At 52.0% G+C, this 21,105-nt stretch carries 19 protein-coding genes; 9 read left to right on the top strand and 10 right to left on the bottom strand.

Annotated elements, in window-relative coordinates; translation table 11 throughout:
* Positions 1–79 precede the first annotated feature (79 nt).
* Positions 80–5,476: an RHS repeat domain-containing protein gene (locus tag DSM3645_RS04965; RefSeq protein ID WP_040351623.1), complete on the top strand. Its 5,397-nt coding sequence runs from the start codon at positions 80–82 to the stop codon at positions 5,474–5,476.
* Between the two features lie 34 nt (positions 5,477–5,510).
* Here the strand turns inward: DSM3645_RS04965 and DSM3645_RS29265 are convergent, their stop codons facing one another.
* The 3 genes from DSM3645_RS29265 to DSM3645_RS29270 are packed head-to-tail and all read right to left on the bottom strand — an operon-like array spanning position 5,511 to position 6,345.
* The gene (locus tag DSM3645_RS29265) at positions 5,511–6,086 is read right to left on the bottom strand and encodes an IS5 family transposase (protein ID WP_315849859.1); all 576 of its coding nucleotides are present in this window, start codon (positions 6,084–6,086) and stop codon (positions 5,511–5,513) included.
* Positions 5,992–6,195, bottom strand: coding sequence for a transposase (locus DSM3645_RS30615; protein ID WP_002650951.1), 204 nt, complete (start codon positions 6,193–6,195; stop codon positions 5,992–5,994). The genes DSM3645_RS29265 and DSM3645_RS30615 overlap by 95 nt, the downstream gene beginning before the upstream one ends.
* A gap of 6 nt (positions 6,196–6,201) precedes the next feature.
* A complete protein-coding gene (locus DSM3645_RS29270) occupies positions 6,202–6,345 on the bottom strand; it encodes a transposase (RefSeq protein WP_002650952.1) in 144 nt (47 codons plus the stop codon).
* A 10-nt stretch (positions 6,346–6,355) separates the two neighbouring features.
* On the opposite strand from DSM3645_RS29270, the gene DSM3645_RS04980 reads away from it, so the two are divergent.
* The 3 genes from DSM3645_RS04980 to DSM3645_RS04990 all read left to right on the top strand — a co-directional run bounded on the left by DSM3645_RS04980 (position 6,356) and on the right by DSM3645_RS04990 (position 8,322).
* Entirely contained in the window at positions 6,356–6,961 is a 606-nt protein-coding gene (locus DSM3645_RS04980; protein WP_002650953.1) for a hypothetical protein, read from the top strand.
* Between the two features lie 251 nt (positions 6,962–7,212).
* Positions 7,213–7,440: a transposase family protein gene (locus tag DSM3645_RS04985; RefSeq protein ID WP_002650954.1), complete on the top strand. Its 228-nt coding sequence runs from the start codon at positions 7,213–7,215 to the stop codon at positions 7,438–7,440.
* A 444-nt stretch (positions 7,441–7,884) separates the two neighbouring features.
* Positions 7,885–8,322, top strand: coding sequence for a hypothetical protein (locus DSM3645_RS04990; protein ID WP_002650957.1), 438 nt, complete (start codon positions 7,885–7,887; stop codon positions 8,320–8,322).
* 7 nt (positions 8,323–8,329) lie between these two features.
* Here DSM3645_RS04990 and DSM3645_RS04995 read toward each other — a convergent pair whose 3' ends face one another.
* Complete coding sequence (locus DSM3645_RS04995) at positions 8,330–8,566, bottom strand: hypothetical protein (RefSeq protein WP_002650958.1); 237 nt, start codon at positions 8,564–8,566, stop codon at positions 8,330–8,332.
* 275 nt (positions 8,567–8,841) lie between these two features.
* Between DSM3645_RS04995 and DSM3645_RS05005 the strand changes: the two genes are divergently transcribed.
* From DSM3645_RS05005 to DSM3645_RS05020, 4 genes are read left to right on the top strand one after another with little or no spacing between them, the layout of a single operon-like run.
* Positions 8,842–10,326 (top strand): DUF3375 domain-containing protein, encoded by a 1,485-nt coding sequence (locus DSM3645_RS05005; RefSeq protein ID WP_002650960.1) that lies wholly within the window; start codon positions 8,842–8,844, stop codon positions 10,324–10,326.
* The gene (locus DSM3645_RS05010) at positions 10,316–10,936 is read left to right on the top strand and encodes a DUF4194 domain-containing protein (protein ID WP_002650961.1); all 621 of its coding nucleotides are present in this window, start codon (positions 10,316–10,318) and stop codon (positions 10,934–10,936) included. Before DSM3645_RS05005 ends, DSM3645_RS05010 begins: the two co-directional genes overlap by 11 nt.
* A gap of 50 nt (positions 10,937–10,986) precedes the next feature.
* Complete coding sequence (locus DSM3645_RS05015; protein WP_002650962.1) at positions 10,987–14,373, top strand: ATP-binding protein; 3,387 nt, start codon at positions 10,987–10,989, stop codon at positions 14,371–14,373.
* On the top strand, positions 14,370–15,557 hold the full coding sequence (locus DSM3645_RS05020) for a Wadjet anti-phage system protein JetD domain-containing protein (RefSeq protein ID WP_002650963.1): 1,188 nt from the start codon (positions 14,370–14,372) through the stop codon (positions 15,555–15,557). Before DSM3645_RS05015 ends, DSM3645_RS05020 begins: the two co-directional genes overlap by 4 nt.
* Before the next feature lie 360 nt (positions 15,558–15,917).
* Here DSM3645_RS05020 and DSM3645_RS30390 read toward each other — a convergent pair whose 3' ends face one another.
* Together DSM3645_RS30390 and DSM3645_RS05025 are read right to left on the bottom strand one after the other, a co-directional pair.
* Complete coding sequence (locus DSM3645_RS30390; protein ID WP_002650965.1) at positions 15,918–16,073, bottom strand: hypothetical protein; 156 nt, start codon at positions 16,071–16,073, stop codon at positions 15,918–15,920.
* Between the two features lie 57 nt (positions 16,074–16,130).
* Positions 16,131–16,571 carry a DUF1223 domain-containing protein gene (locus DSM3645_RS05025; RefSeq protein WP_002650966.1) on the bottom strand — a complete coding sequence of 147 codons (441 nt, stop codon included), beginning with the start codon at positions 16,569–16,571 and terminating at the stop codon, positions 16,131–16,133.
* A gap of 388 nt (positions 16,572–16,959) precedes the next feature.
* On the opposite strand from DSM3645_RS05025, the gene DSM3645_RS05030 reads away from it, so the two are divergent.
* Positions 16,960–17,781, top strand: a complete 822-nt coding sequence (locus tag DSM3645_RS05030; RefSeq protein WP_040352134.1) for a class I SAM-dependent methyltransferase — start codon at positions 16,960–16,962, stop codon at positions 17,779–17,781.
* Positions 17,782–17,804: 23 nt separating this feature from the next.
* Here the strand turns inward: DSM3645_RS05030 and DSM3645_RS05035 are convergent, their stop codons facing one another.
* From DSM3645_RS05035 to DSM3645_RS27715, 4 genes are read right to left on the bottom strand one after another with little or no spacing between them, the layout of a single operon-like run.
* Positions 17,805–19,292, bottom strand: coding sequence for a pilus assembly protein TadG-related protein (locus DSM3645_RS05035; protein WP_081444726.1), 1,488 nt, complete (start codon positions 19,290–19,292; stop codon positions 17,805–17,807).
* A gap of 8 nt (positions 19,293–19,300) precedes the next feature.
* On the bottom strand, positions 19,301–19,744 hold the full coding sequence (locus tag DSM3645_RS05040) for a TadE/TadG family type IV pilus assembly protein (protein ID WP_040351624.1): 444 nt from the start codon (positions 19,742–19,744) through the stop codon (positions 19,301–19,303).
* Positions 19,745–19,755: 11 nt separating this feature from the next.
* Positions 19,756–20,166: a TadE family protein gene (locus DSM3645_RS05045; RefSeq protein WP_002650970.1), complete on the bottom strand. Its 411-nt coding sequence runs from the start codon at positions 20,164–20,166 to the stop codon at positions 19,756–19,758.
* Positions 20,163–20,969 carry a type II secretion system F family protein gene (locus DSM3645_RS27715; RefSeq protein WP_161603297.1) on the bottom strand — a complete coding sequence of 269 codons (807 nt, stop codon included), beginning with the start codon at positions 20,967–20,969 and terminating at the stop codon, positions 20,163–20,165. The genes DSM3645_RS05045 and DSM3645_RS27715 overlap by 4 nt, the downstream gene beginning before the upstream one ends.
* Positions 20,970–21,105 lie beyond the last annotated feature (136 nt).

Consider the following 21,105-nt stretch of genomic DNA (forward strand, 5'->3'; position numbering starts at 1 on the left):
CCAGTCCTCTGCGGCATTTAATCTGATCACGGAGACCTTCAAATACAGTTGGCAGGACGGACGTGTCGAAAATGTGACGTTGAGCAGAAAGAGCCAAGGAAAGGAAGAAAACGTTTCTCGCGCCAACTACACCTATTATGGTGAGAACGAGGACCACGGATGCAAGGGGGACCTCAAGACTGTACAGTTCGAGTTCTGGAATGAAGGCTGGAAATCTCGCAAGGACACTCTGCAATATTTTGCTTATTACACTGACAAGAACAGCCCGTCGGCTTCAAACTCAACCTATGCCCAGGGAATGTTAAAGGCGATGGTGGGGGCTGATGCGTATCATCGCATGAAAGAGGCGGGGAAAGATCCTTTGAAAAATGGGCCCGAGAAATACTTTAGCGATCTCTGGATTGAGTATTACTCGGACGATAACAAGCAGGTTATCGCGAACAATAGCGCCCGCGCAACGAAACAGCTCGTCCGACGCATTAAATCCATCACCTTGGATCGGAACGGACGGACATTCGAGTACAAATACGAGTTCAGCGAAACGAAAAACCCTGAAGAAGTTGGCAGTTGGTTTAGCACTAGCACGGAAACCCTGCCCAATTCTGCCCAAACGCTAGTCAGTTCGAACGCAGCCAATGAAACTCAAGTACACATACTTCACAATGATGTAAAGCTGCCCGTGGAGGCAATTTCACCAATTAGAAGGAGTAGTCAGACTTACGCATTTTATAGGCCGCGTTTTGGTGAACTGAAATGGATCTCGACTCCGAATACGGGTTCAAAGTACTTTTTTTACCCATCTGGAGAGGTCGTTCAAGGATATAGCAGAAGCGGGTTGTGTATTGTCATAGATACGGAGGCATCTTCGCAGCTAGTCGAGAAGGTTAGGATAGTGAATGACAACCCGCAATTCGTGTCGGGCGCTATTGCCAGTGGGGCCAATGAAACGCAAGAGAATGAAGCCGACCCATCAATTCTTCATACCTTTTCTTATGACCCGCGAGAGAAGGAAGGAATTACATTTTACTACTTGACTAATGACGAGAATCCGAACTGCGACCTTAGCTATTGGTGGACCTGGGGATCCTCAGGACTTGCAGGGGCGTCAAGTTTAAGCGTCAACTTGCCGCCTGTTCCCAGGGATGAGAACGGTGACGCGCCGTCGGCTTCGACTGAGACTGTCTTCAATCAATTTGGCTTGCCGAAAAGCTCAACTGACGAACGAGGAGTCAAAACCTCGGCTAGCTACTACGATGAGCTCAGTGTTCCCAAGAAAATTGTCACGAGATCCTTAGAAGGCGAAGTTCTGACAACGGATTTGCGGGCGGATCAACTCGGCCGGATTACCAGGGCATTGGGACCGATTCACCGGGCCGTTACGAGTCCAGACAGCACGCGAACAGAGAGAATCAGACGAGCCAATTGGACGATCTTCGATGATCTTGAGGGAGTCGCTATTTCGGCCGTCGGATTCCAGCGCGCAGGTGGTGATTTCCAGGTCATCAATCCGGTCTCTGCTTCGCAGTTTGATCGATCTGGCAGAATCCGACAGCAAATCAATGCGATGGTTCGCAATACGAATGCCCCGGATCGGATTCGAGCCAGCGACTTGGCTTCTGCTCGAACTTGGTGCCGGTCACGCGTGCTGGTGTACAACGACAAAAACCAACTAAAAGAAGAGCAAGTCTACTACGACATCGCTGCGGGCAAGAGTTTCACCACCTATTTCGAGGCGTACGATGAAATGTACAACCTCACCAACGCCGTCACCCCGGACGGAACCCGCTGGATCACTCAGTACAACATGTTTGGGCAGCCAGAAAAAATTTGGTTAGGGGCCAAGTCAGCTGAAACGCTTACCACTGAATTTCGATATGACAACGAAAAACCTAACTTCGACAACCCTGTTTACATAGGAAATCTCACTTCTGTTACACGATACGCTAAGCCAAACGAGAAGCGCGTCTTGAAGATGGTCTACGATTGGAAAAATCAACTCCATCGGCAGGAGATCGTGAAAGATGAAGAACAGCAAGCCGACTCCGCTGAGGAATTTTTCTGGGACCTTGCCGGTCGGCTAAAAATCGAGTTGATTGAGAAGCGGCAAGGTATATCGAATTTCAGTTCTGCGACGGTTCCCAAATACGACTCTCGCGGATTTGTTTATCGGAAGAACTATTTGCGACAAAGCCAAGCTACTCCTTCCAATCTGGAGCTAGTCGAACAAATGACGGATTTAATTTGGAGGGACCAATCGGGCAACGCTGTCAAATATCGACCGGCAGGCAGCCTTGGCTATTTCAAGATGCAATACGATTCGCTCGGGCGGGAAAAGACGCGATTCTGGGCATACAACGAGCGTGCAAATTCGCCCCTCTCTCAAGCGATACAATTCAGTGTCGCTGATCTCGTTTTGGAGAAAAGCGACACTGAGTTCGACCCTCTGGGGCAACCTCGTCAAGTCACTGTGCAACATACTGGCCCCACGCAGCAAAACAGCTTCCGTGGACTCAATGAATTACCTGAGAACAGGACCGAGTACGCTCAGTCGTTCTTCGATCCTCTGGGCCGCGTGGTGGCAAGTGTTGACTACGGCACAGGGCAACCTATGGGCGGCGACTCAATCCCTCCCTCTACGGACTACACACTGGTCACACGCTATGTTTACAACGTTCGCGGTGAATTGGCCTTGGTGCAGTCCCCATCAGGAAAGCAGGTCCAAACGGAATTTGACGATGCGGGACGCGCTATCACCACGACAGAGTTGCAAGGACAGATACCACAACGGTTCACTCGTAACCAACTTCTTCCCGATGGGCGGATCAAGTCGATTATCGTCCGAGATCCGCGCCGAGGGACTGATCAAACGGTTGTCCGGCTTCTGTATGGCCCCGAGAACTCGGATATTTCCTTCTACGTTCCGGATTATTCCCTTGTCGCCAAGAAAATTGACGCCGACGGCGCAGCAACCAGCTTTGGCTACAATCTGCAAGGGGAAGTGATCGGGATGCAGGACCCACGAGGGGATTTGCATGAATATCTCTATGACGAATATGGACGCCAGACAGACGATATTGTCCACTATTCCGGGCCTAGTACGAGCGAGGTCGACAATACAACCAGCCGAATCACGCGAGTATTTGATGATCTTGGTCGTCTCATCAAAATTCAGACTTTTGCGGATGCGGACGGCAAGATAGAGCTGACTTCCGTCGACCGAAGCTATACCGCCTTCAACCAGGTTAACCAGGAAACGACCTCGATCACAGGCTACGACTCCAAGTCCACTTCGATACAATTCGTCGGTCTAAGCGACCTGGAAAGCCCGGATGAAGTCGCGCGCGCGAATACAATTCGACCGACACAGTTGGAGTATCCCAGCCAGCGATCCATTCGCTACGAATACGCAAGTCATGCGGATAACGACACGGGCAGGATTACGCGGATCCAGTTTCTCACGAAATCACAACAGCCCCTGTTCGACTACGCCTCCTATGTCTACTGGGGGAGTGGTCAAATTTACCAGGTTCGCCTGGGGCATAGCACTTCTGATGGACTCGTGTTCAATCTTGATTTTCCGTCGGGGAAACGGTTTGGAGCCCTCGATTCCCTCGACCGTTTGCAAACACTGCGCTGGGTCCAGTCGGGCGATTCTCCAACCCTATTGCTGCAATTCAAGTATCAACACGATCGCAATTACCTGATTTCAAATCGCGAAATGCGAAGCACCGCTGGCGTCGTCCAGCGAGATCAATTCGTCTACGATGGCTTGAATCGACTCAAAAAGTTTACACGTCAGGGCCAAGATCAGCAGGAGCAGTCTTGGTCATTGGATGCTCTTGGCAATTGGCGGAAATGGGATACTCGAAACGGCGCCTCAGAAAAATTGCTCCAAAGCCGGACCTATGGTCCAGGCGATCGAATCAAGTCGCTTACCAACGCGTCGCAAGAAACGCCATGGGCGCAGCCGGAGTACGACGAGGCAGGCAATCTGACCGCCTGCCCGAATCCCCAGCAACCGGAGGTTACTGAAAGAGTTACGTACGATGCCTGGAACCGCCCGGTTAAACTGACTTCCAGTTTGACGCGCCTTACCTACGATGGGTTGGGAAGACTCGCCTTGCTCAGTTCAGGTGCTGAAAAGCGGCGTTTTACGTATTCGCCCGATTGGCGACTATTGGAGGAAGTGGTCACTCCCCAGGAAGGCGGAAGTTATCGCTATGAGTATATCTGGGGCATCCGCGGCCAGGATGATTTGATCTGCCGTGAACGATATAGCGACCTAAACCACATTCAGGAGCGGCTTTATTCGCTCTCCGACGCCAATGGGAACACTGTGCGTCTCATCCCCGAAGATGACGAAAGTCTGGACCGCCTGATTACCTACGATCCCTACGGCGCTCCCTCGAATCAAGGCGATTTCCGACAGCTGTTCGGCGGCTACTACTACGACTCCAATACGGGGCTGTATGTGGTTCGCAACCGGGTCTATCACCCGAAGCTGGGTCGCTGGCTCACCAAAGACCCGCTGGGGATGGTCGATGGACCAAATCTTTATGAGTATTGTGCGGGGGATCCGGTTAATTTTATTGATCCCAGTGGGACGGTATTCTTGACGGCCCTGACACTTAGCTTCTTAGGAACGCTTGCATATGCCGCCGCCACGACCGGGGCCGAGGAAGGCCCACCCGAATTCTATGAGGGGCTCGCTCCTCTTTGGGGACCAAGTCGCTCCGCTGGATATCATTTTTCAAAAGGCGAATGGGTCTGGGGAACACTAAATGCGATTATTGCTGTGGGAGATGTCTTCTTGGTTAGTTCACTACTAAGATCAGGAGGGCGAGCCTTTCTGACACTGGGGGCGAAGACATTAGGCCGCGAACTCGCTAGCGATGGTATTAGAACCGCTGGAAAAGAAGCCACTGAAGCAGCGTTGCGAGAGATTGCACATCAGCAGGCCGGCACTCTCAGCTTCCGGGCCAAGCTGTTTGTACAAAATCTGAGCGGATGGGCAGGAGGAAGGTTGTCAGGACGAACATATTCATGGGTTACGCGATCACAAATTGATGATGTGCTGGAAAAGTCAATCTTCGAATTGGTTCAACTCCGTAAAGGCTCTCGATTCTTGCCCCGCGTGGACCCAATCACAGGAACTGAGGGACTCAGGATCGTACTTCCACTTGGAGGAAAATGGTTGGCCAAAAATCTAGCTGGTGAGATTGTCCAACACGAATTATTGCATGTTAGCCAGTTTCTTCGAAACCCGGCGCTTGGAGCTTCGCAAGCGGCACTCCGAAACAGTCGATACGCCATTCTCAAGCCAAGATTTTGGTATGAATGGATTATCCACGAGTCCTTTCCGTCTTTCATTGGCTCTCCTCACGTTTACGTACCACCTTTAACCAATGTGGTGATTAAGTTGCCCTACGAGGGAGGCTGGAGATTGGATCCTGTCAGTCGAGCAAGATACCGATAAGAAGCTCGGCGAATCTAGGCTCTGTCAGAAAACCCTAATAAGTCATTAATTTCAAGTATCGTTGAATGAACGCCATCTTCACCATTCCGAGAAAATTCGTGGCGAGTTTCTCGAAGCGGGTTTGGACGCGACGACATTCTTTTAACCAGCCGATGAGTCGCTCGATGATGTTGCGACGGCGATATTTCTCGCGATCGAATTCAACGAATCGGGCGGAACGGTCTTCGTCTTCTTTGCTCGGGATGACTGGCAAGATTCCCTCTTCGATCAGGTACTCGTCAATCCAATCCGCACGGTACCCTTTGTCGCCAGCGAGGAACACGGGCCAGATCGCTTCGTCTCGTTCATCACCACAGACCTCGCAGCCGTCGAGAAGTTCTTCCAGAAACTGCGACTCGTGTCGTTGGCCAGGCGACAAACAGGCATGCAACGGATTTCCTTGGGAATCGCACAACAGATGCAATTTCGTGCTAAACCCGCCGCGAGAACGACCTAACGCCTCATCGCTAGCTGCGTCACTGCGTCCCTTTTTTAGCCCCCGCCGCACAGCGAGCCGCACGAATGTTGGTTCCATCGACGCACCACAACTCTTCGTCGATCGCTTCCGCATCAACGTGCGCGGCACGCAGCAAATCGAGGATTTCATCGAGGGTTCCGTCGGCGTTCCAGGTGGTGAACAAATCATAGACAGTTCCCCACTTGCCGTACTTTTCGGGCAAGTCGCGCTACGGAGCGCCGGTTCGCAAGATCCACAAAATGCCATCGACGACCTTGCGCCGCGAAACGCGCGGGCGACCAGTCGCGGCCGGCGGAGGAAAGATATCGCGAATCAATTCCCATTGATCATTCGTAAGTCGATGCCGTTCCATAAATACCTCCATGGGTGGAAAGAGAAAGCGTCTCTTTCAAGCCTTCGAGGTTGGGCGGCAGAAGTCAAATTTTCGTTTTCTGACAGAGCCTAGCCCATTTTTGACGCCTGTGCAATTCGGCTTTCGGATCATTGCTATGATGCTCGACATGTTTTCAGGATTCTCGTTGATGATGGCTTTTACGGGAGCTATATTTTTCAATGGTGTCTTTCTATATCGCTCCCTAACGATTTTACTAGAGAACTTTGGAGCTGATATCCATCGTACGGACTGTTTTCTGTTTATCATTACAGCAGTGATCACTTCTGCGACAGTGCTCGGTTTTTACGAAATAGTATTATCTGTGAATATATCTTTTTACGTGGGTGGAAAGAATGATGATCTTGACAATCATATAGAACATGCGTCGCGTGCTCTTTTATTTACCAGCATTCTATTCTACGTGCCTTATTTCGTTATTCTGAATACCGTGGCCAGGCCGCTTGCGGATGACTCGCTTTTTAAAAGCATTTGTTGGCTGGCATTCCTTCCTGTTTGGATCATTACTGGAACTCTGCTTTACGAAGCAGTCCTCCGAGCAGCCAGGCTGTTGAGTGCTCTCCGTAATACAAAATGAATCTACTGCTTGGCAGCCAACTGGCTGCGGCACGGCTATCGCGCACTCTAGGCAATTTAGCCTAGGCTCTGTCAGAAAACGCTAATAGTTGGCTTTTATAGATGATCCTGAACCCTGGTTTTTCCGAGACTTTTCACTTCGCAAGTTCCGATTTTCAGGCGATTTAGCTGTTTTCTGACAGAGCCTAGCGCGGCAAGCGAATCTTTGCGACAATCGTTCTCCAACTGAACACTTTTCAGCGGGAGATTGGCGTGGCGAAGAAAGGGAAGAAGAAGCGGATCACGAAACGGGTTGTCGCCGAGGCGGAACTTCGGGAATTGGCGAAATATTTTCAGTCGCTTGACGACTCGCGGTCGCATGTGAATCAGCGACATAAGTTGGTCAATGTCGTGCTCATTGCGATGTGCGCCGTGATCGCCGGTGCGGACGGGCCGACGGCGATTGAGTGGTTGGCCGGACGGTTACAGTTACCGACATAATCTCAATGAAGGCAATTTTGGCGGGGCAATTTTTGATGCGGTTGGAATCACGACTGACCTGATCGCTTTGGCGATTCCAATAATCCCAGGTGGTGCAGGAGTGGCCCTCGATGCGACAAGAGGGGTCCGTGCAATTGGCCGATTCTCGGATGTCGTGAAAACTGCTGATTTTGGTGCGAACGCCTATCAATCCTATGACGCATATCAGCAAGGAGACTATCTTGGAACGGCTCTTGGTGCATTTGGCATGGGAGTAAGGGTGAGGCAGGTCGATTTCATGTCGTTCCGGTGATTTGTGCCAGGTTCACATAGTCGCTGCATGACTAGACGGCAGCCGACTCGGATACCTTTGGTTTGGAAGTCCGGCGGGTTTGAAGATTATTGGCGCCGAATTCGCCCTTGGCGCATCGCTGGCTGGCAGTCATTTTTGGGGGACCGACATCGATGAATGAAGAACCGTCGAAGACCTATGTCGTCTTTCGGAGCGCTCTTTTCAGCTTCGCATGGCCAAAGGAAGGTCCTGATCTTGCACCTCCGTGGGGAAAGGATTGTGCTGCATTTGTCAAAGAAAGACTTCGAGCATTTGATGAAGTTACAAGCATTAACGGTCCTCACCAAGACGAATCAGCCTGGACGTTAGACGTAATTTTGGGCGGCGAGCGCTACGAGTTGCATGTTCACTGGGCTCTGATCGATGAGCCTCCTGTAGATTGTTGGGTGATTCAAGTTTACCCGGTAATGGGACTCATCGGCTGGTTGTTTAGGCGACCATTGCAACACTTCTCCAAGTTACTGAAGAACGTTTCCCAAATCTTGGAAACTACCGAAGGAATTAGCGATGTACAGTGGATGAATTTCGAGGAGTTCTCGAACGTTTATTGATACGGGATCATCCTGTACCAAAATGAAAATCCACAGTTCGAATCTCGGTCAGTGTGACGAACAGTTGACGATCCAGACATTCGTCGAGTAGACGACTCTGGATCTCTTGCTTCAAACGCTCAGGCATGTTGGTCGTCCGCAGACGACGGCGATGTTCGACCACGCGTGGGTTTTGCAACTCGGCCTGTCGACGCGTGACGCCGCCATTGCCGATAGGCGCTCTTTGAATTATTGCAACCACCATGTTCGCTGTGGAGAAGGGCACGAATCGGTCAAGAGATTGGGTAGAGACTATGCATGTCGAGGAAGTGGTAGATGCCGATTTTTCTGAATATCTCGACATCGAAGCGGGCTGGAATCGCTTGGGAAAATTTTTTGGGTTTGAAATCGCAAATTTCACGTGTATTGTGAGATCTAACCCGAATTAGTCGCCCGGGGCAACGAGCAGTTATATGTCGCGACAATTCCATGATTGTCTAGGGCTCGTTCTAACTCCGAAGAGTGAATTGAAAGTATCCGATGATCCGGCTCGGAAAGTTGCTGGTCTACTTCGAGACTTCTCCGGCCGTTAGCCTCTTGCAATCGAGAAACGCTCCGTTTGTCATTGGGTTTCTTGATCAACAGTTCAAGCAATCGGGACAAATCGTTATTCCGCATTCGGATTTGATCTCTGCGCTAGTTCTATTTCTCGATGAACTCAAGGAGACGCACCCGGACAGGATGACCGCGAAACCAGACGCTTATCTTGCGGATTGGTGCGATCCAGAGAAGCGATGGTTGCAACGATTTTTAGAAGCCGATCGAGAAGAGCCTGTCTATCAACTAACGACCCACACCGAAGAAGTTCTTCTTTTCGTCGATCGAGCGATCAATCTGGATCTGGGCTTCGTCGGAACGGAATCCCGATTGAAGCTAGTAATTGAAACTCTATCCGATCTAGTCGTCGGATCTTCTGATGATCCCGAGACGCGGCTGATTCATCTTCGCAAAGAACGAGATCGCATCGTTCGGGAGATTGAGCAGATCGAGCAGGACGGGCAGATTTCTAAGTATCAGCCGGCACAAATACGCGAGCGGTTTGCGACGGCCGTGTCGCTTCTTAGGCAGCTTCAGGGCGATTTTCGTGCCGTTGAAGACTCGTTTCGAGAGATTACCTCACAGGTCCAAAAGAGAGAACAAGAGGGGCTCGAAAGGCGCGGAGCGATTCTAGAATTCGCACTGGACTCAGAAGATCTGCTGAAACAGGAAGATCAGGGGGTCAGCTTTTATGAATTCGTCAAGCTGATTCTTTCTCCAAGCCAAACAGAACGCTTGGAAAAGGTGATTCAAGAAGTACGTTGCATCCCCGAATTGTATTCGCTGCACGAAGGGCTGGAGACGGTTCGCAATATGATCACCCTGCTACAAAATGAAGCGGAAAAGGTGATGCGGACCAATCAGCGACTTTCGGCGACGTTGCGTCGTTTGCTAGATGCTCGGGCATTTGCGGACAGGCGACGGATCGCCCAATTACTGCAGGAGATTCAAAGCCTTGCGATTACCTATGAGGGAAATTCGCGTGACCAGGCTCCTGGCGTCTCGTTCGACTTTGCGCTGGATATAGATTCTCCGTTTCGCAGATCGTTTTGGGTAGAGCCGCCGCAGTTCGAGACGATCGATCTGACCAATTTCCTGCCTAGTTCGGAAGAGCGGCGAGAAGTTTTCCATGAATTTGCGTCGCTTCAACATCTAGACTGGCGCCGAATGCGGGATTGTATACGCCACTTACTAGCGACTGAACATTCCGCCACGCTGGGGCAGCTTCTCGCGGTGCATCCGATTTCCGCTGGCGTGGTGGAAGTAATTGGGTACCTACAGCTAGCGAATGAGGATGGTCATTTGATCGATCCGACGGAAGATGAAGTTATCCATGTTGCTGCAGCCAGTCCATTGGACCGCAGTTACCAAGTGACTGTACCTCGCATCACGTTTCTGCCCTCAAGGAGTCGACGTCGTGCGAAGTGACTATCCAGAATATCGCGAATGGAGTCTTCCTCTCGTGCGGCTCTTGCAGGGAGTCATTGAGCAAGAGGATGGGAAGGCGTGGGATGTATTGATGTCAAACATTTCCCAGGTTGAGCAGTTCGTCGCTCGACTTGGGCTTCAACTTGTCACCGATGAAACGGAAGGTTTGGCCTATCTGCGGCAGTTTTCGGAAGAAGAGACGCCCGCTGGCTACGACGCGTTGCCCAAGCTGTTTCGCGCGTCACGACTCAGCTTTGGTCAGACCGTGCTTGCCGTCGTATTGCGCGACTTATTGCGACGCTTCGACGAGGAAGAGACTAGAGACGCTCGTTGTGTAGTCGACGAGGCGACGCTTCTCGATACTTGGAAGGCCTTTTTTCCTAATCAGTTTGACGAAGTCAAGCTGCAAAAAGATCTTCAGGCGACGCTCAGGAAATTGGAAGAGCTGTCTTTCGTTCGGCGTTTTGGAAAAGACTCCGCAAGTTGGGAGGTTCGGAGAATCCTCAAAGCTCGCCTTACGGCGGATAGTCTGGAACACTTGCGTGATCAATTGGCGAACGCCGTCCAAAGGAAGTCAGATGCGGAAGTTTCCACCGGCGACTCTCAGTGAACTTGCGATGACGACCAATCGGAGCGTCAGCACAATATAGGCAAAGAACGATGATTCAGTCCAACCTTCCCTTTGGCTCATCTGCTACGACTGGATTTCGCCTCCAGAAAATTGAGGTACTGAATTGGGGGACCTTTGATGGGCAAATCTATCGTGCCAGTCCAGGCGGAGACTCTACGCTGCTAATCGGAAAGAATGGCTCCGGCAAGTCAACGTTAGTTGATGCGTTGTTGACCCTTTTGGTGCGGCCGGGCGTCCGGAATTTTAACGTCGCGGCTGGCGCCAAAAAACGGGAACGAGATGAGAAGTCGTATTTGCTCGGCGCCTATGACCGTTCAAGCGACGACGATAGCCAAAGTATCCGCGTCAAACACTTACGCCCGAAAGGAGACTCTTACTCGGTCCTCCTTGCCTTCTTTCATAATGCCGATATCGAAAAGTCATTCACCGTTGCACAGGTTCTCTACTTAGCATCCGATCAAAGCGTGGAGAAGGTCTATTGCTTTACCGACGACGAACGTTCGATTCAAACAGATTTTGGGGAGCTTCAAGCGGCGGAATCGATCCTCAAGATTCTCAAGCAACGAGGCGTTCGGGCAACGCGAACCTTTCAAGAATACGAAGGCTGGTTTAATAAGGCGACCCATGTAAAGAGCAAGGCGATGGAAGTCTTTAATCAGACCGTCGCCGTGAAAGACATTCAAAAGCTAAACGACTTCATACGAAGTCATATGTTGGAGGCACATGACTGGAGCGATAAAGTTGAACGACTATTGGGGCACTTTATGCAGCTAAATGAAGCCCATGACTGTCTAGTTCGAGCGAGGCAGCAGCGTGATCTTTTGGAGCCCGTTGCCCGATTCGGCGAAGAATATCGAATCATTGAGAATTCTATTCGGCGAATTGAAAATCTCCAGAATGCGGCTCCCGCATATGAAGCTCAAAGGGCAATCGACCTTTTTACGCCATTGATGGAGAAGGAAGAGCGCGAGTTAAAAGAAGTGCGTTCTCGCCTCGTATCGATTGCCGATGAAACGGCGCGTCTTCGATCCAACCATCGCTGGTTACTAAATCAGATCGACAATGTTGGTGGAGATCGTTTGAAGCTAATTCCCGCACTTATTGGTTTGGAAGAGGTGGAGAGTCGGAATAAGCATTCCGCGTTTGTCAGTTTTCAGGACTCATTGGCAACGATCGGGATTGAGTCCGAGATGTCGAACGCTGAGGCGTTCGTCAAAGCTATATCCGAGTTTCCGGAACGCAAATCCTCGCTTGAATCGGAATCGGAGCAAGTCGCACGCATACGAAGTGATTTGGCTCACCGACAAATAACTGCTCGCAGTCTATTAGTTGATCTCCGTGCCGAACTCACTGGTTTGGAACGCCGCAGAGACAATATGCCTGAGTGGTGCGTGCAAATGCGGAAATCTATCAGTGATGCGTTGGGCATCGCAATTGGCGAAATACCCTTTGCCGCGGAATTGATGCAAGTTCGAGCGGACGAGCGGGATTGGGAGTCGTCGATAGAGAAGGTATTGCACGGACTTGCATTGAGCCTTCTCGTGCCAGACCGATTTTATCCCCTCATCGCGTCGCATATGGAACGAACTCGTTTGATTGCCCAAGGGCATGGTCAGCGGCTGGTATACCAAAGAGTCACCGATCGAAGGCATGGACGGACAGGGGGAATGAACTCCCCGCAATCGTTAGTCGAGAAACTTGACCTCAGAGATCGTCATCCGCTTTTGCCTTGGCTGAAGATCGAATTGAGCGAGCATTTTGACTTCAGGTGCTGCGAGTCGATTGACGAATTCAGGAGCTTTGAAGGACAGGCAATGACGCAAAATCGCCATGTCAAGTATGGCAAGCGGCGTCATGAGAAAGACGATCGGGATCGCGTAGTCGATCCACGGAATTTTGTTTTGGGTTGGGATAACCGAGATAAGAAACGTCGATTAGCGGAAGAGATCCAACGGCTTTCAACAGCGGATTCCGTATTAACTGGCGAAATTGACCAAGCGGATAGACAGTACCGACGGATTCAACGGCAACTTACGGCAATCGAAGAGGCTCAACGAATCACAAATTTTGATCAGATCGACTTCCCCAGGCATGACGTAGAAATCGCACGACTGAAAGAGGAGCAGCAGGCAATCGAGAGTCAATCCAACGAACTTCAGACGCTTAAACGACATCTTCAGGAAACGGAAGCTTTGATTACAGACCTCGAGCTTGAAAAGGACGAGTTGATCGGAGACGAACGGGAGCGGAAAAACTCAATTGATAGTGCGCAAAAAGCTATCGCCAACGCGGAAAGATGTCTCGACAGATGGCGTGGTGATGGCAGCCTTGCGCAATTCCTTCCGTTGTACGAAGAGATTGATGAGGTGTTACGCGAGCCGCCCGTGACGGCTTTTTCGCTTTTCGAGAGGCTAAAGGCGCAGATTGCGAATTGGCATCAAGTGATCGAACAGCAACGAAAAAACTTGACCGAATCTCAAAATAGGCTTACGACGGCTATGTCGAAGTTTTTGGGCGTTTGTCCAGAAAAAACGGACGATCTCAGCGCCTCAAGCGTCTATCTGGATGCCTTTCTTGATCTTCGTCAGCAGATTTTAGAGGACGACCTACCACGTCACGAACAGCGGTTCAAAGAACGGCTCAATCAGAAGGTCATTGAAGAGATTGGACTGTTCCGGAATTCTTTAGAGCAAGAGCGACGCGGGATTGAAGGAAAGATTGAACTTCTGAACGTTTCGCTCAAGAAACTGGAATATCGTTCAGGCACGCACATAGAGCTTCAGCCGCGTCCGATGCGAGACTCTGAAATTTCCGATTTTCAGTCGCAATTGCGAGAATGTATTGAAGGTAGCTTTGAGGATACGGCGGAAGCGAATGAAGCGAGGTTCTTGCGGATCAAAAAGCTGATTGTCCGGCTTCGTGATGAAGAGAGTAAACGATGGCGAGACAAGGTGACGGATGTGCGGCGTTGGTTTGATTTTGTCGCTGCGGTCATCGATCAAGACAGCGGAAAGACCGTGTCCGTCTACCAAGATAGTAGCGGGCAATCCGGAGGAGAAAAGGCGAAGCTTGCATTCACGATTTTGGTGGCGGCGATCGCCTATCAATACGATCTTGAACCGGACCTTCCTGTAAGCGACCGTTTCCATTTCGTTGTGGTTGACGAGATGTTCTCAAAAGTAGATGACCAACATGCGGAATACGCATTGAATCTGTTTCGTCAATTCGGCTTGCAATTGTTAATTGTGGCGCCGTTGGACGCAAAGGCGCGGGTAACGCAACCTTACGTCGGGCGGTATCTGCATGTCGTCAAAAAGGAGAATCGCTCAGCAATCTATGAAATGACAGCCACGGAGTTCGACGAGGTGGCGGAGGCCTCTCAATCCTATTCGAAAGACGGGGCGGCCATGTCATGATTCGCCCGGAGGAAATCAAGCGAAAGGCAATTCGTCTTTATCCACAGTGGCAAAAGGCTTGGCTCAATCAAGAGCCATTTTTTCCCCGGACAATTCCTTGTGAGAAACAGTTGGACGAAAACTTGGCGGTTGCTCGAGAGTCGATCCTTGCCCTCCGCAATGGATCCAAGGAAAAGGTAGGATGTGGTTATTCCGTTGACTGGAAAGAAAAGAATTCGCGTCGGCACGGCAAGAATTGGTTTCCTGAGAGAGTTTTCATAGAGTCAGAAGAGGACCTCCTGCGACTCGTCGAAAAGCAACGAGAGTTCCGCCTGTTCAAATCTTCGGTAGACGCGATTCGCGATCGTTATCCGGAACTAGCGACATGGATTGGCACGCATCGCAAGGATCTTGTCGATGTGGCCGAATCGCTGGATGGGTTGCTAGAAGTATTGGACTATTTTGTCGGGTATCCTCGCCCCAACCGTTTTGCACGAGAGCTTCCTCTGTCCGTCGATACGAAGTTTATCGAACAAAATTCCCGAATTCTGCGATGTTGGTTGGATCTGGTATTACCCCCGGAGGCGATTCGTGCGGATGAAGAGCATTTTTGCCGCCGCTTTGGGCTACGTTACGCCGAACCCTTAGTTCATGTTCGCTTTCTGGATGAAGAACTTCAGCGTGAAACAGCATCTCTCTGGCCAGAGCTTGCCGTTCCATTGCACGCGTTGGCCGAAACGCCATTGCCTGGGAATCGAGTGCTGATCGTGGAAAATAAGGTCAATCTAATGACGCTACCTTTCATCCAAGAAGGTGTTGCGATGGGAGGGCTTGGAAATTCGGTTACGGATATGCGTTACTTGACTTGGCTCGCCAAAAAAGAAGTGTGGTACTGGGGGGATATTGATTTAGAGGGATTCGAGATTCTCTCTCGGCTTCGCACTTTTTTGCCTCACATTCGTAGCCTCATGATGAACGAAGAGATGGTAAGAACGTGGGGAAAATCACTGGCTGGAGTAGGGAATTCGGGCCGCAGAGAACCGTCTTTGAATCTGACGCCTGAGGAAATGTCAGCGTATCAAATTTGCTACGAAACCAATTTGCGAATCGAGCAGGAACGCGTGCCGCAAAACTTCGTGATTGAGGAACTGGATCGCGTCGTATTTGAGAACTTGCAAAGCAAAAAGCCCTTTTCGACGCACTGATCATCTGAAAGAAAACGAATCGACAGTCCTCGAAGTATGTAGCAAAGTGTAGTTAATTGCCCAAATTCGACCTGAATTTGCAGCGATTAACCACAATTTGGAAACGTCGCATCTAACCCAGGAAAACGCTATTTTTTCGGCTATTTGGGGCAGAACTTGCCGTCCGCTTTCTACATATCATCGGCCATGATCAGGATGACGTTGGGCTGCTTATCAGCGGCGATCAGGGACAACGGCGCTAGCAGAAGCGATACCGTAGCGACGAAAGAAAGAGTTCGCATGGCGCAAGTCTCAACCAAGGGGAGAGCGGCGATAAAGCGTCTATTCTAGTCGAGAGCATGCGGCCGCGTCTTCCTGGCTTTAGGATGCGGCGAACTCGGCTTGGGCGGCGAATTTGATCTTCTGATCGGCCCGCGACTGAACGAGTGCGGTGAGATGGAAATCGGCTGGATTGATTTGCGGCGGAAGTTGTAGCTTGGTCTGGCCGGCGGCGGCAGGCGACTGAACCGTCAGCAACTGGCGGACTACTTTGACGTGCGTGAGCGTTCGCCCTTTGTTTTCACCCGCGTCAACCTAATGCGAGGCCCGCTTTTGCACCAGCGCCAATAGCAGCGAGTTTTGCTCGGTCAGATCGGTTCCCTGCCAGGCGACATGGGCCAAGTTGGCTTGAGCGGTGACGTTCAGCTCTAGTCGCGTTGGCGGTTGACTGCGGAGCCCGGCGGCGATCGCGCGATCGGTCGCTTGATTCGAGCCGGGGAATTCGACGCGGCCGTTGACGATCATTTGCGGCGTGTAAACTCGATCGGCTTGAAACGACTGGACGTCGCTTCGTTGGCGTTGTGAAAAAGTGGCGTCGCTAAAGGGATCTTCCCACCCTAGATAATTCCAAAAGTCGACGTGAAACGAGAGCGTGTAGATCGGCAACTTCTGCAGCGAGACAAGATTCACGCGAGCCAGATTCTGGTCAGCACTGGGACAACTGTTGCAGCCCTCGGAAGTAAAAAGTTCGAGCAATGCAAATCCAATGTTCGCCGTCGGATCGGTCGTTTCTTCTTCCCCCTACAAAGGCGGCATTCAAGGGGCGGCGCAACCAGCGGTCAGAACGGCGGCCATGCGCAACTCCATCCGGCGAGAAATCTGCAACGGAGTTATTGGATGCGCCTTTCGCCAAGGAGAGGAGACCTGACCGCAAATCGGGGCTCCTTGAGTACGGCCAAGCTTTCCTAATCTTACTATACTGGCATTGAAATCATCGCATATCGGTACGGTGGAGGACGAAACTTGGCCGATCTGTCAAGATTCGTCCTCAAACGGTTGGGACGCCCTCTTGGAGCGATCATCGCTTTCCCGAGAATGGAATCAGACGAGCCTCATTCAGCGGCGAAACGACGAAAGAGCCAGCGTGACCGCAAAGGAATCGATTGAACTGACCCACGAGCGGGAAACGCTGCTGATCACGCTGTATGGCAAGGCCGAAGAGAGTCGGCTCGCCGATTCGTTGTTGCAGGATCACTTTGCGGCCGGCGTGGTGGAGCGACTCGACTATGATTTTCTCAAGTTGCGCGTGACCCGCGACGGCATGATCAGCTTGGCGATGCGCTCGAAGGCGCTCGACGATTGGACGCGTGACTTCTTGAACCGATATCCGCAAGCGACGGTGCTGCATCTGGGGTGCGGATTGGATAGTCGAATCCTGCGGGTAAACCCTTCCCGGGATGTCGCCTGGTTCGAGGTCGATTTCCCCGAGGTGATCGCACTGCGTCGCCGCATGTATGCAGATCGCCCTGGCTGTGATTGGATTGGCGCTTCGATCTTAGACGACGATTGGCTCGATGCGACTCCCCGAGATCGCCCGACGTTGATTGTTGCGGAAGGGGTGCTTCCCTATTTGCCGATAGACGCCGTGCCGCGCCTGTTCCGGCAGATCACGGCGCATTTCGAGCAGGGAGAAATCGCGTTTGACGCCTATACGCGGTTCGGCGTGCGGATCCTCAATCTTCTGCCGTCGATTCAAGCGACCGGCGCCAAATTGCGTTGGGGCCTGGGCGATCCTTACTGGCTGGTGACGCAGGCGCCGCGTCTAACATTTGTCGCTGAGCAAACGCGTCTTGATCCCCAGCAGTTAACGCGGATCTCTTGGCCGCTACGAACGCTCGCGCAGATCATGCACCTGGCGCCGCCGCTGCGACGGTTTGGCCGCCTGTTGCGTTACCGGTTTGGTTAACGCAACGGTAGGTGAAGCGGCGACTACTCGACCAAATAAACTTCAAAGGCTGGGTCTAGTTTCCACGTTGGAGCGATATCGACATCCAGCAACGCGATGATCCGCAAGGTGCCGGTCACGATCCGGGTGTCGAAAGTTCCTTTACCGGCAAGCAACAGATGTCCCCATTTGCTATAGAGCGTGCCGCTGATCGTCCCCGGTCCGAGCAAGTTTTCTTGAACCAGGACGATGGGACGCCGATCATGACGGCGCTGATAAATCATCATCCCGTCGTAGGGACTGCCGGGGCTATTGAGCGGCGAATACGAACTTCCTAGGATGCCGATGTTAATGACCGTGCTTGGCAACAATTCGAGAGCTCCGACATTGCCTGGGTGGGTGTCCCCATCGGTCGCATCCACGCCAGGTGAGTTGACCGAATAGCTATTATTGTCCGTGATATAGAACATCACTCCTTGAGCCTGAACGTTCGCCGCCAGCATGGTGAGCGAAAGTTGAGTTAAAGGACTTTTGCTCCGGATCACGTAGACCCCCGGTTCAAAAACTACGTTTCCCGTGACGATATTGATCCATTCGTACACGCCTGGCTTCAGCACGACCGGGGGGCCGATCAAAGGCAAGCCGACGATCGTTTGGCCTCCATAATAGTCGTCGACGATATTGGCCGGGTCGACGGAAGCGGTTGGTGGAGGAACCTCACGCAGCGGGTCTGGAACAGGACGGCTGCCAGCGCGCAACACCGTCGAATAGTCGCCGTCGAACCCCCGATAGTTTTGACGACGATCGACTCCGCCGGCGACGCGTAGATCCGTCGCTTGTAGTTTCGAGAGCGGCAGAATTGGAGTGCAAGCGACTGCATAGGGAGGTCCCATGGATTGTCCGGCCGGTAATCCGAGCTCATCTTCGCCTCCCCAAGTGTTATTGACGAGGACTGCGCCGTCGATGGTGACGCGCCCCAGTCCAAGGATCTCGAAGCCCGCGATCAACGTTGGCAACGACGGAACAATCGGCAACGCTTGCAATAATTTGAGAGGCGGCGGATCTTCGTCGAGCACGACGATCGCCGCTCCATCGGTCGCCGGTTCAATGCCGGCGACGGCTCGCACCGACAGCGGCGTGTCGTCAGCGAGTTGAAAGATCCCGCCAAAGTAGTTGTCGAGCGGACGGCTGATGATGACTTCGGCATGTCGACTGGAGCCGGCGAACTCACCGGATGTCGGCGGAATGTTGACCTGAACGGCGCCGTTCGCCAAATCGTCGTTGGTGAGAAAATTCGCCTCCGCCGCGGTGATCGCCGTACTCGTCGATACGGCTCGATAGAGTTCGTCCGCAGCGACCAGCGCGGCGGCGTCCGCCATATGTTGCAGCGAACGAGATTCGACCGTCACTCGACTGCCGTCGAACACGAGCAACATAGTTGCGAACAAAACCGGCAGCAGTAACACCACAAGTACGAGAATTTTTCCGCGCCGGCGCTGTACGCTTGGCGAGTGACGTCGATGTCTGAACATGTTGGCCCCTATCGTTCAATGCGCATTTGTGTTTCCGCTTTTAGATTCAACTGATCGATCATCCAAATCTGGCCAAACAGAAAATCATGGTCGTACTCGACGATGACGTTGACCCGTTGATCGGTCAGGTTGTCGCCGTCCAGCCAATCGATGGTGATGCGAACATCGTCGGGCGCCATCGTCGCCAGGGAAGGAAGAATCGCCACGGCGATCGAATCATCCGCCGCGGCTGTTAGTTCCACATGATTCGAGCCCCACTCTGACAACTCGCTCTTTTCACCGCGAATGATCGCCGCTCGGGCAACTCGCGACGCGCCATCACGGAGTAAATTGCGGCGTAACGAAGCGACGCCAAACTCCAACATGCCGACCAGCATGAAGAAGACGACAACCAGGCAAAACGCGCCTTCGATTATCGTTACCCCTTTTCGCTGCAGGCGGTGTAATCGCATTGAATTTGCTCCTAACGCACTTGGCGCATTTCGTATTGACGCGCGAGCGTCAGTTCGGTTCCCCTGCCGCTCCAATTAAACAGCGTTGAGATTTGATAAGTAGCGGTTGCAACCACCGTAACGCGATCGTTTTGCTCGGTCGCTTCGACGTTGACTTGGAAATTTTGAGATTCGAAATCTGACATCGTTTCCATCTCTTCACGAATGCTTTGTTCCGCCATATCACGCCAGTTTTCGTACGTAAACGGCGTGAACTGCATTGTCGCTCCGCGATGGACGCCGTTACGTACGGCGCTGTCCAGAGTGATTTTGGCGTATTGCACGTTGGCGGCGTCAAGCGTAAAGATCGTGATCGTAATCAGCAGCGGCAGGCATATCGCCAATTCAATCGCTGCGGCCGCAGTTCGTTTGATGCGGGTCATTTCGAGTCGCTTTCGCTTTCGTCTGCATTCAGTGTGGAGTTGCAGAGCTTTCCGCTAATCTGAATTGCGGCTGGTCCCGCCAGCACGACGAAGATCGTAGGAAAGATAAACAATAAAGTCGGAATCAGGATTTTGACGGAGGCTTGTTGCGCACGTTCCTCGGCGCGTTGCTCTCGTTGATATCGGAGCATGTCGGAAAGTTCGTGCATCGCTTCCCCCATTGCCGAACCGAAGCGTTGGGAATGCTCTAGAAAGGTGGAGAGCGTTCGCACCTCTTCCACTCCGGTGCGTTCCGCCATTCGGCGGAATGACTTGTCCAGCGAGATGCCGAGCGTCCCGTCGCGCGCTACGAGGCCGAGCTCATAAGAGAGGTCTGCGTGCGTAGAGGTCAATTCTTGATGCACGTGGCTGATCGCTTCCGCCGCGCCCATGCCTCCTTCCAGACATGTCACAACCAGGTCGACGAAATCAGGCAACGATTCTCGTAGCCGTTTTTGCCGCTGTTGAGTGCAGGATCGTAACCATAATTCCGGGATCAAGATCCCAATAAAACCAAGACAGACGCCGACAAGGATGGTTGTATGAAACGGAAAAATGCCGAGCAATGCGATCGCCAATGCGATAAACACCGGACAAACCATCAGTAGCAGACGCGCCAGCATGAACAGCGAGATCGCCGTCGGACTGTGGAACCCGCCTAAAACCAATCGCCGCGTATAGTAGGTGCGTGACTCCTCCTCATTGGGCAACAGTCGCATTTCGATAAAATTGAGACCGCTGGCGAGTGAGTTTGATCCGGGCACAACTTTGGGCCCGTGTTCGACTTCCTGCAAAAATGAGTCGAGTCGTGCGTCGGATTTCACCACCGCGGGACGAGACCTGGATAACGCGTACAAAACGCCGCAAAAAACAAAGGCGAAGATTGCGGTTTGTATGATC

The organism is Blastopirellula marina DSM 3645 (assembly GCF_000153105.1).
GTDB lineage: Bacteria > Planctomycetota > Planctomycetia > Pirellulales > Pirellulaceae > Blastopirellula > Blastopirellula marina.

Coding starts and splice junctions, on each gene's coding strand:
- DSM3645_RS29265 (WP_315849859.1), bottom strand. CDS start 6,086: ATGCGGAAGCGATCGACGAAGAGTTGTGGTGCGTCGATGGAACCAACA.
- DSM3645_RS29270 (WP_002650952.1), bottom strand. CDS start 6,345: ATGGAACGGCATCGACTTACGAATGATCAATGGGAATTGATTCGCGAT.
- DSM3645_RS04980 (WP_002650953.1), top strand. CDS start 6,356: ATGGGTGGAAAGAGAAAGCGTCTCTTTCAAGCCTTCGAGGTTGGGCGG.
- DSM3645_RS04990 (WP_002650957.1), top strand. CDS start 7,885: ATGAATGAAGAACCGTCGAAGACCTATGTCGTCTTTCGGAGCGCTCTT.
- DSM3645_RS04995 (WP_002650958.1), bottom strand. CDS start 8,566: ATGGTGGTTGCAATAATTCAAAGAGCGCCTATCGGCAATGGCGGCGTC.
- DSM3645_RS05005 (WP_002650960.1), top strand. CDS start 8,842: ATGATCCGGCTCGGAAAGTTGCTGGTCTACTTCGAGACTTCTCCGGCC.
- DSM3645_RS05015 (WP_002650962.1), top strand. CDS start 10,987: ATGATTCAGTCCAACCTTCCCTTTGGCTCATCTGCTACGACTGGATTT.
- DSM3645_RS05020 (WP_002650963.1), top strand. CDS start 14,370: ATGATTCGCCCGGAGGAAATCAAGCGAAAGGCAATTCGTCTTTATCCA.
- DSM3645_RS05035 (WP_081444726.1), bottom strand. CDS start 19,292: ATGTTCAGACATCGACGTCACTCGCCAAGCGTACAGCGCCGGCGCGGA.
- DSM3645_RS05040 (WP_040351624.1), bottom strand. CDS start 19,744: ATGCGATTACACCGCCTGCAGCGAAAAGGGGTAACGATAATCGAAGGC.
- DSM3645_RS05045 (WP_002650970.1), bottom strand. CDS start 20,166: ATGACCCGCATCAAACGAACTGCGGCCGCAGCGATTGAATTGGCGATA.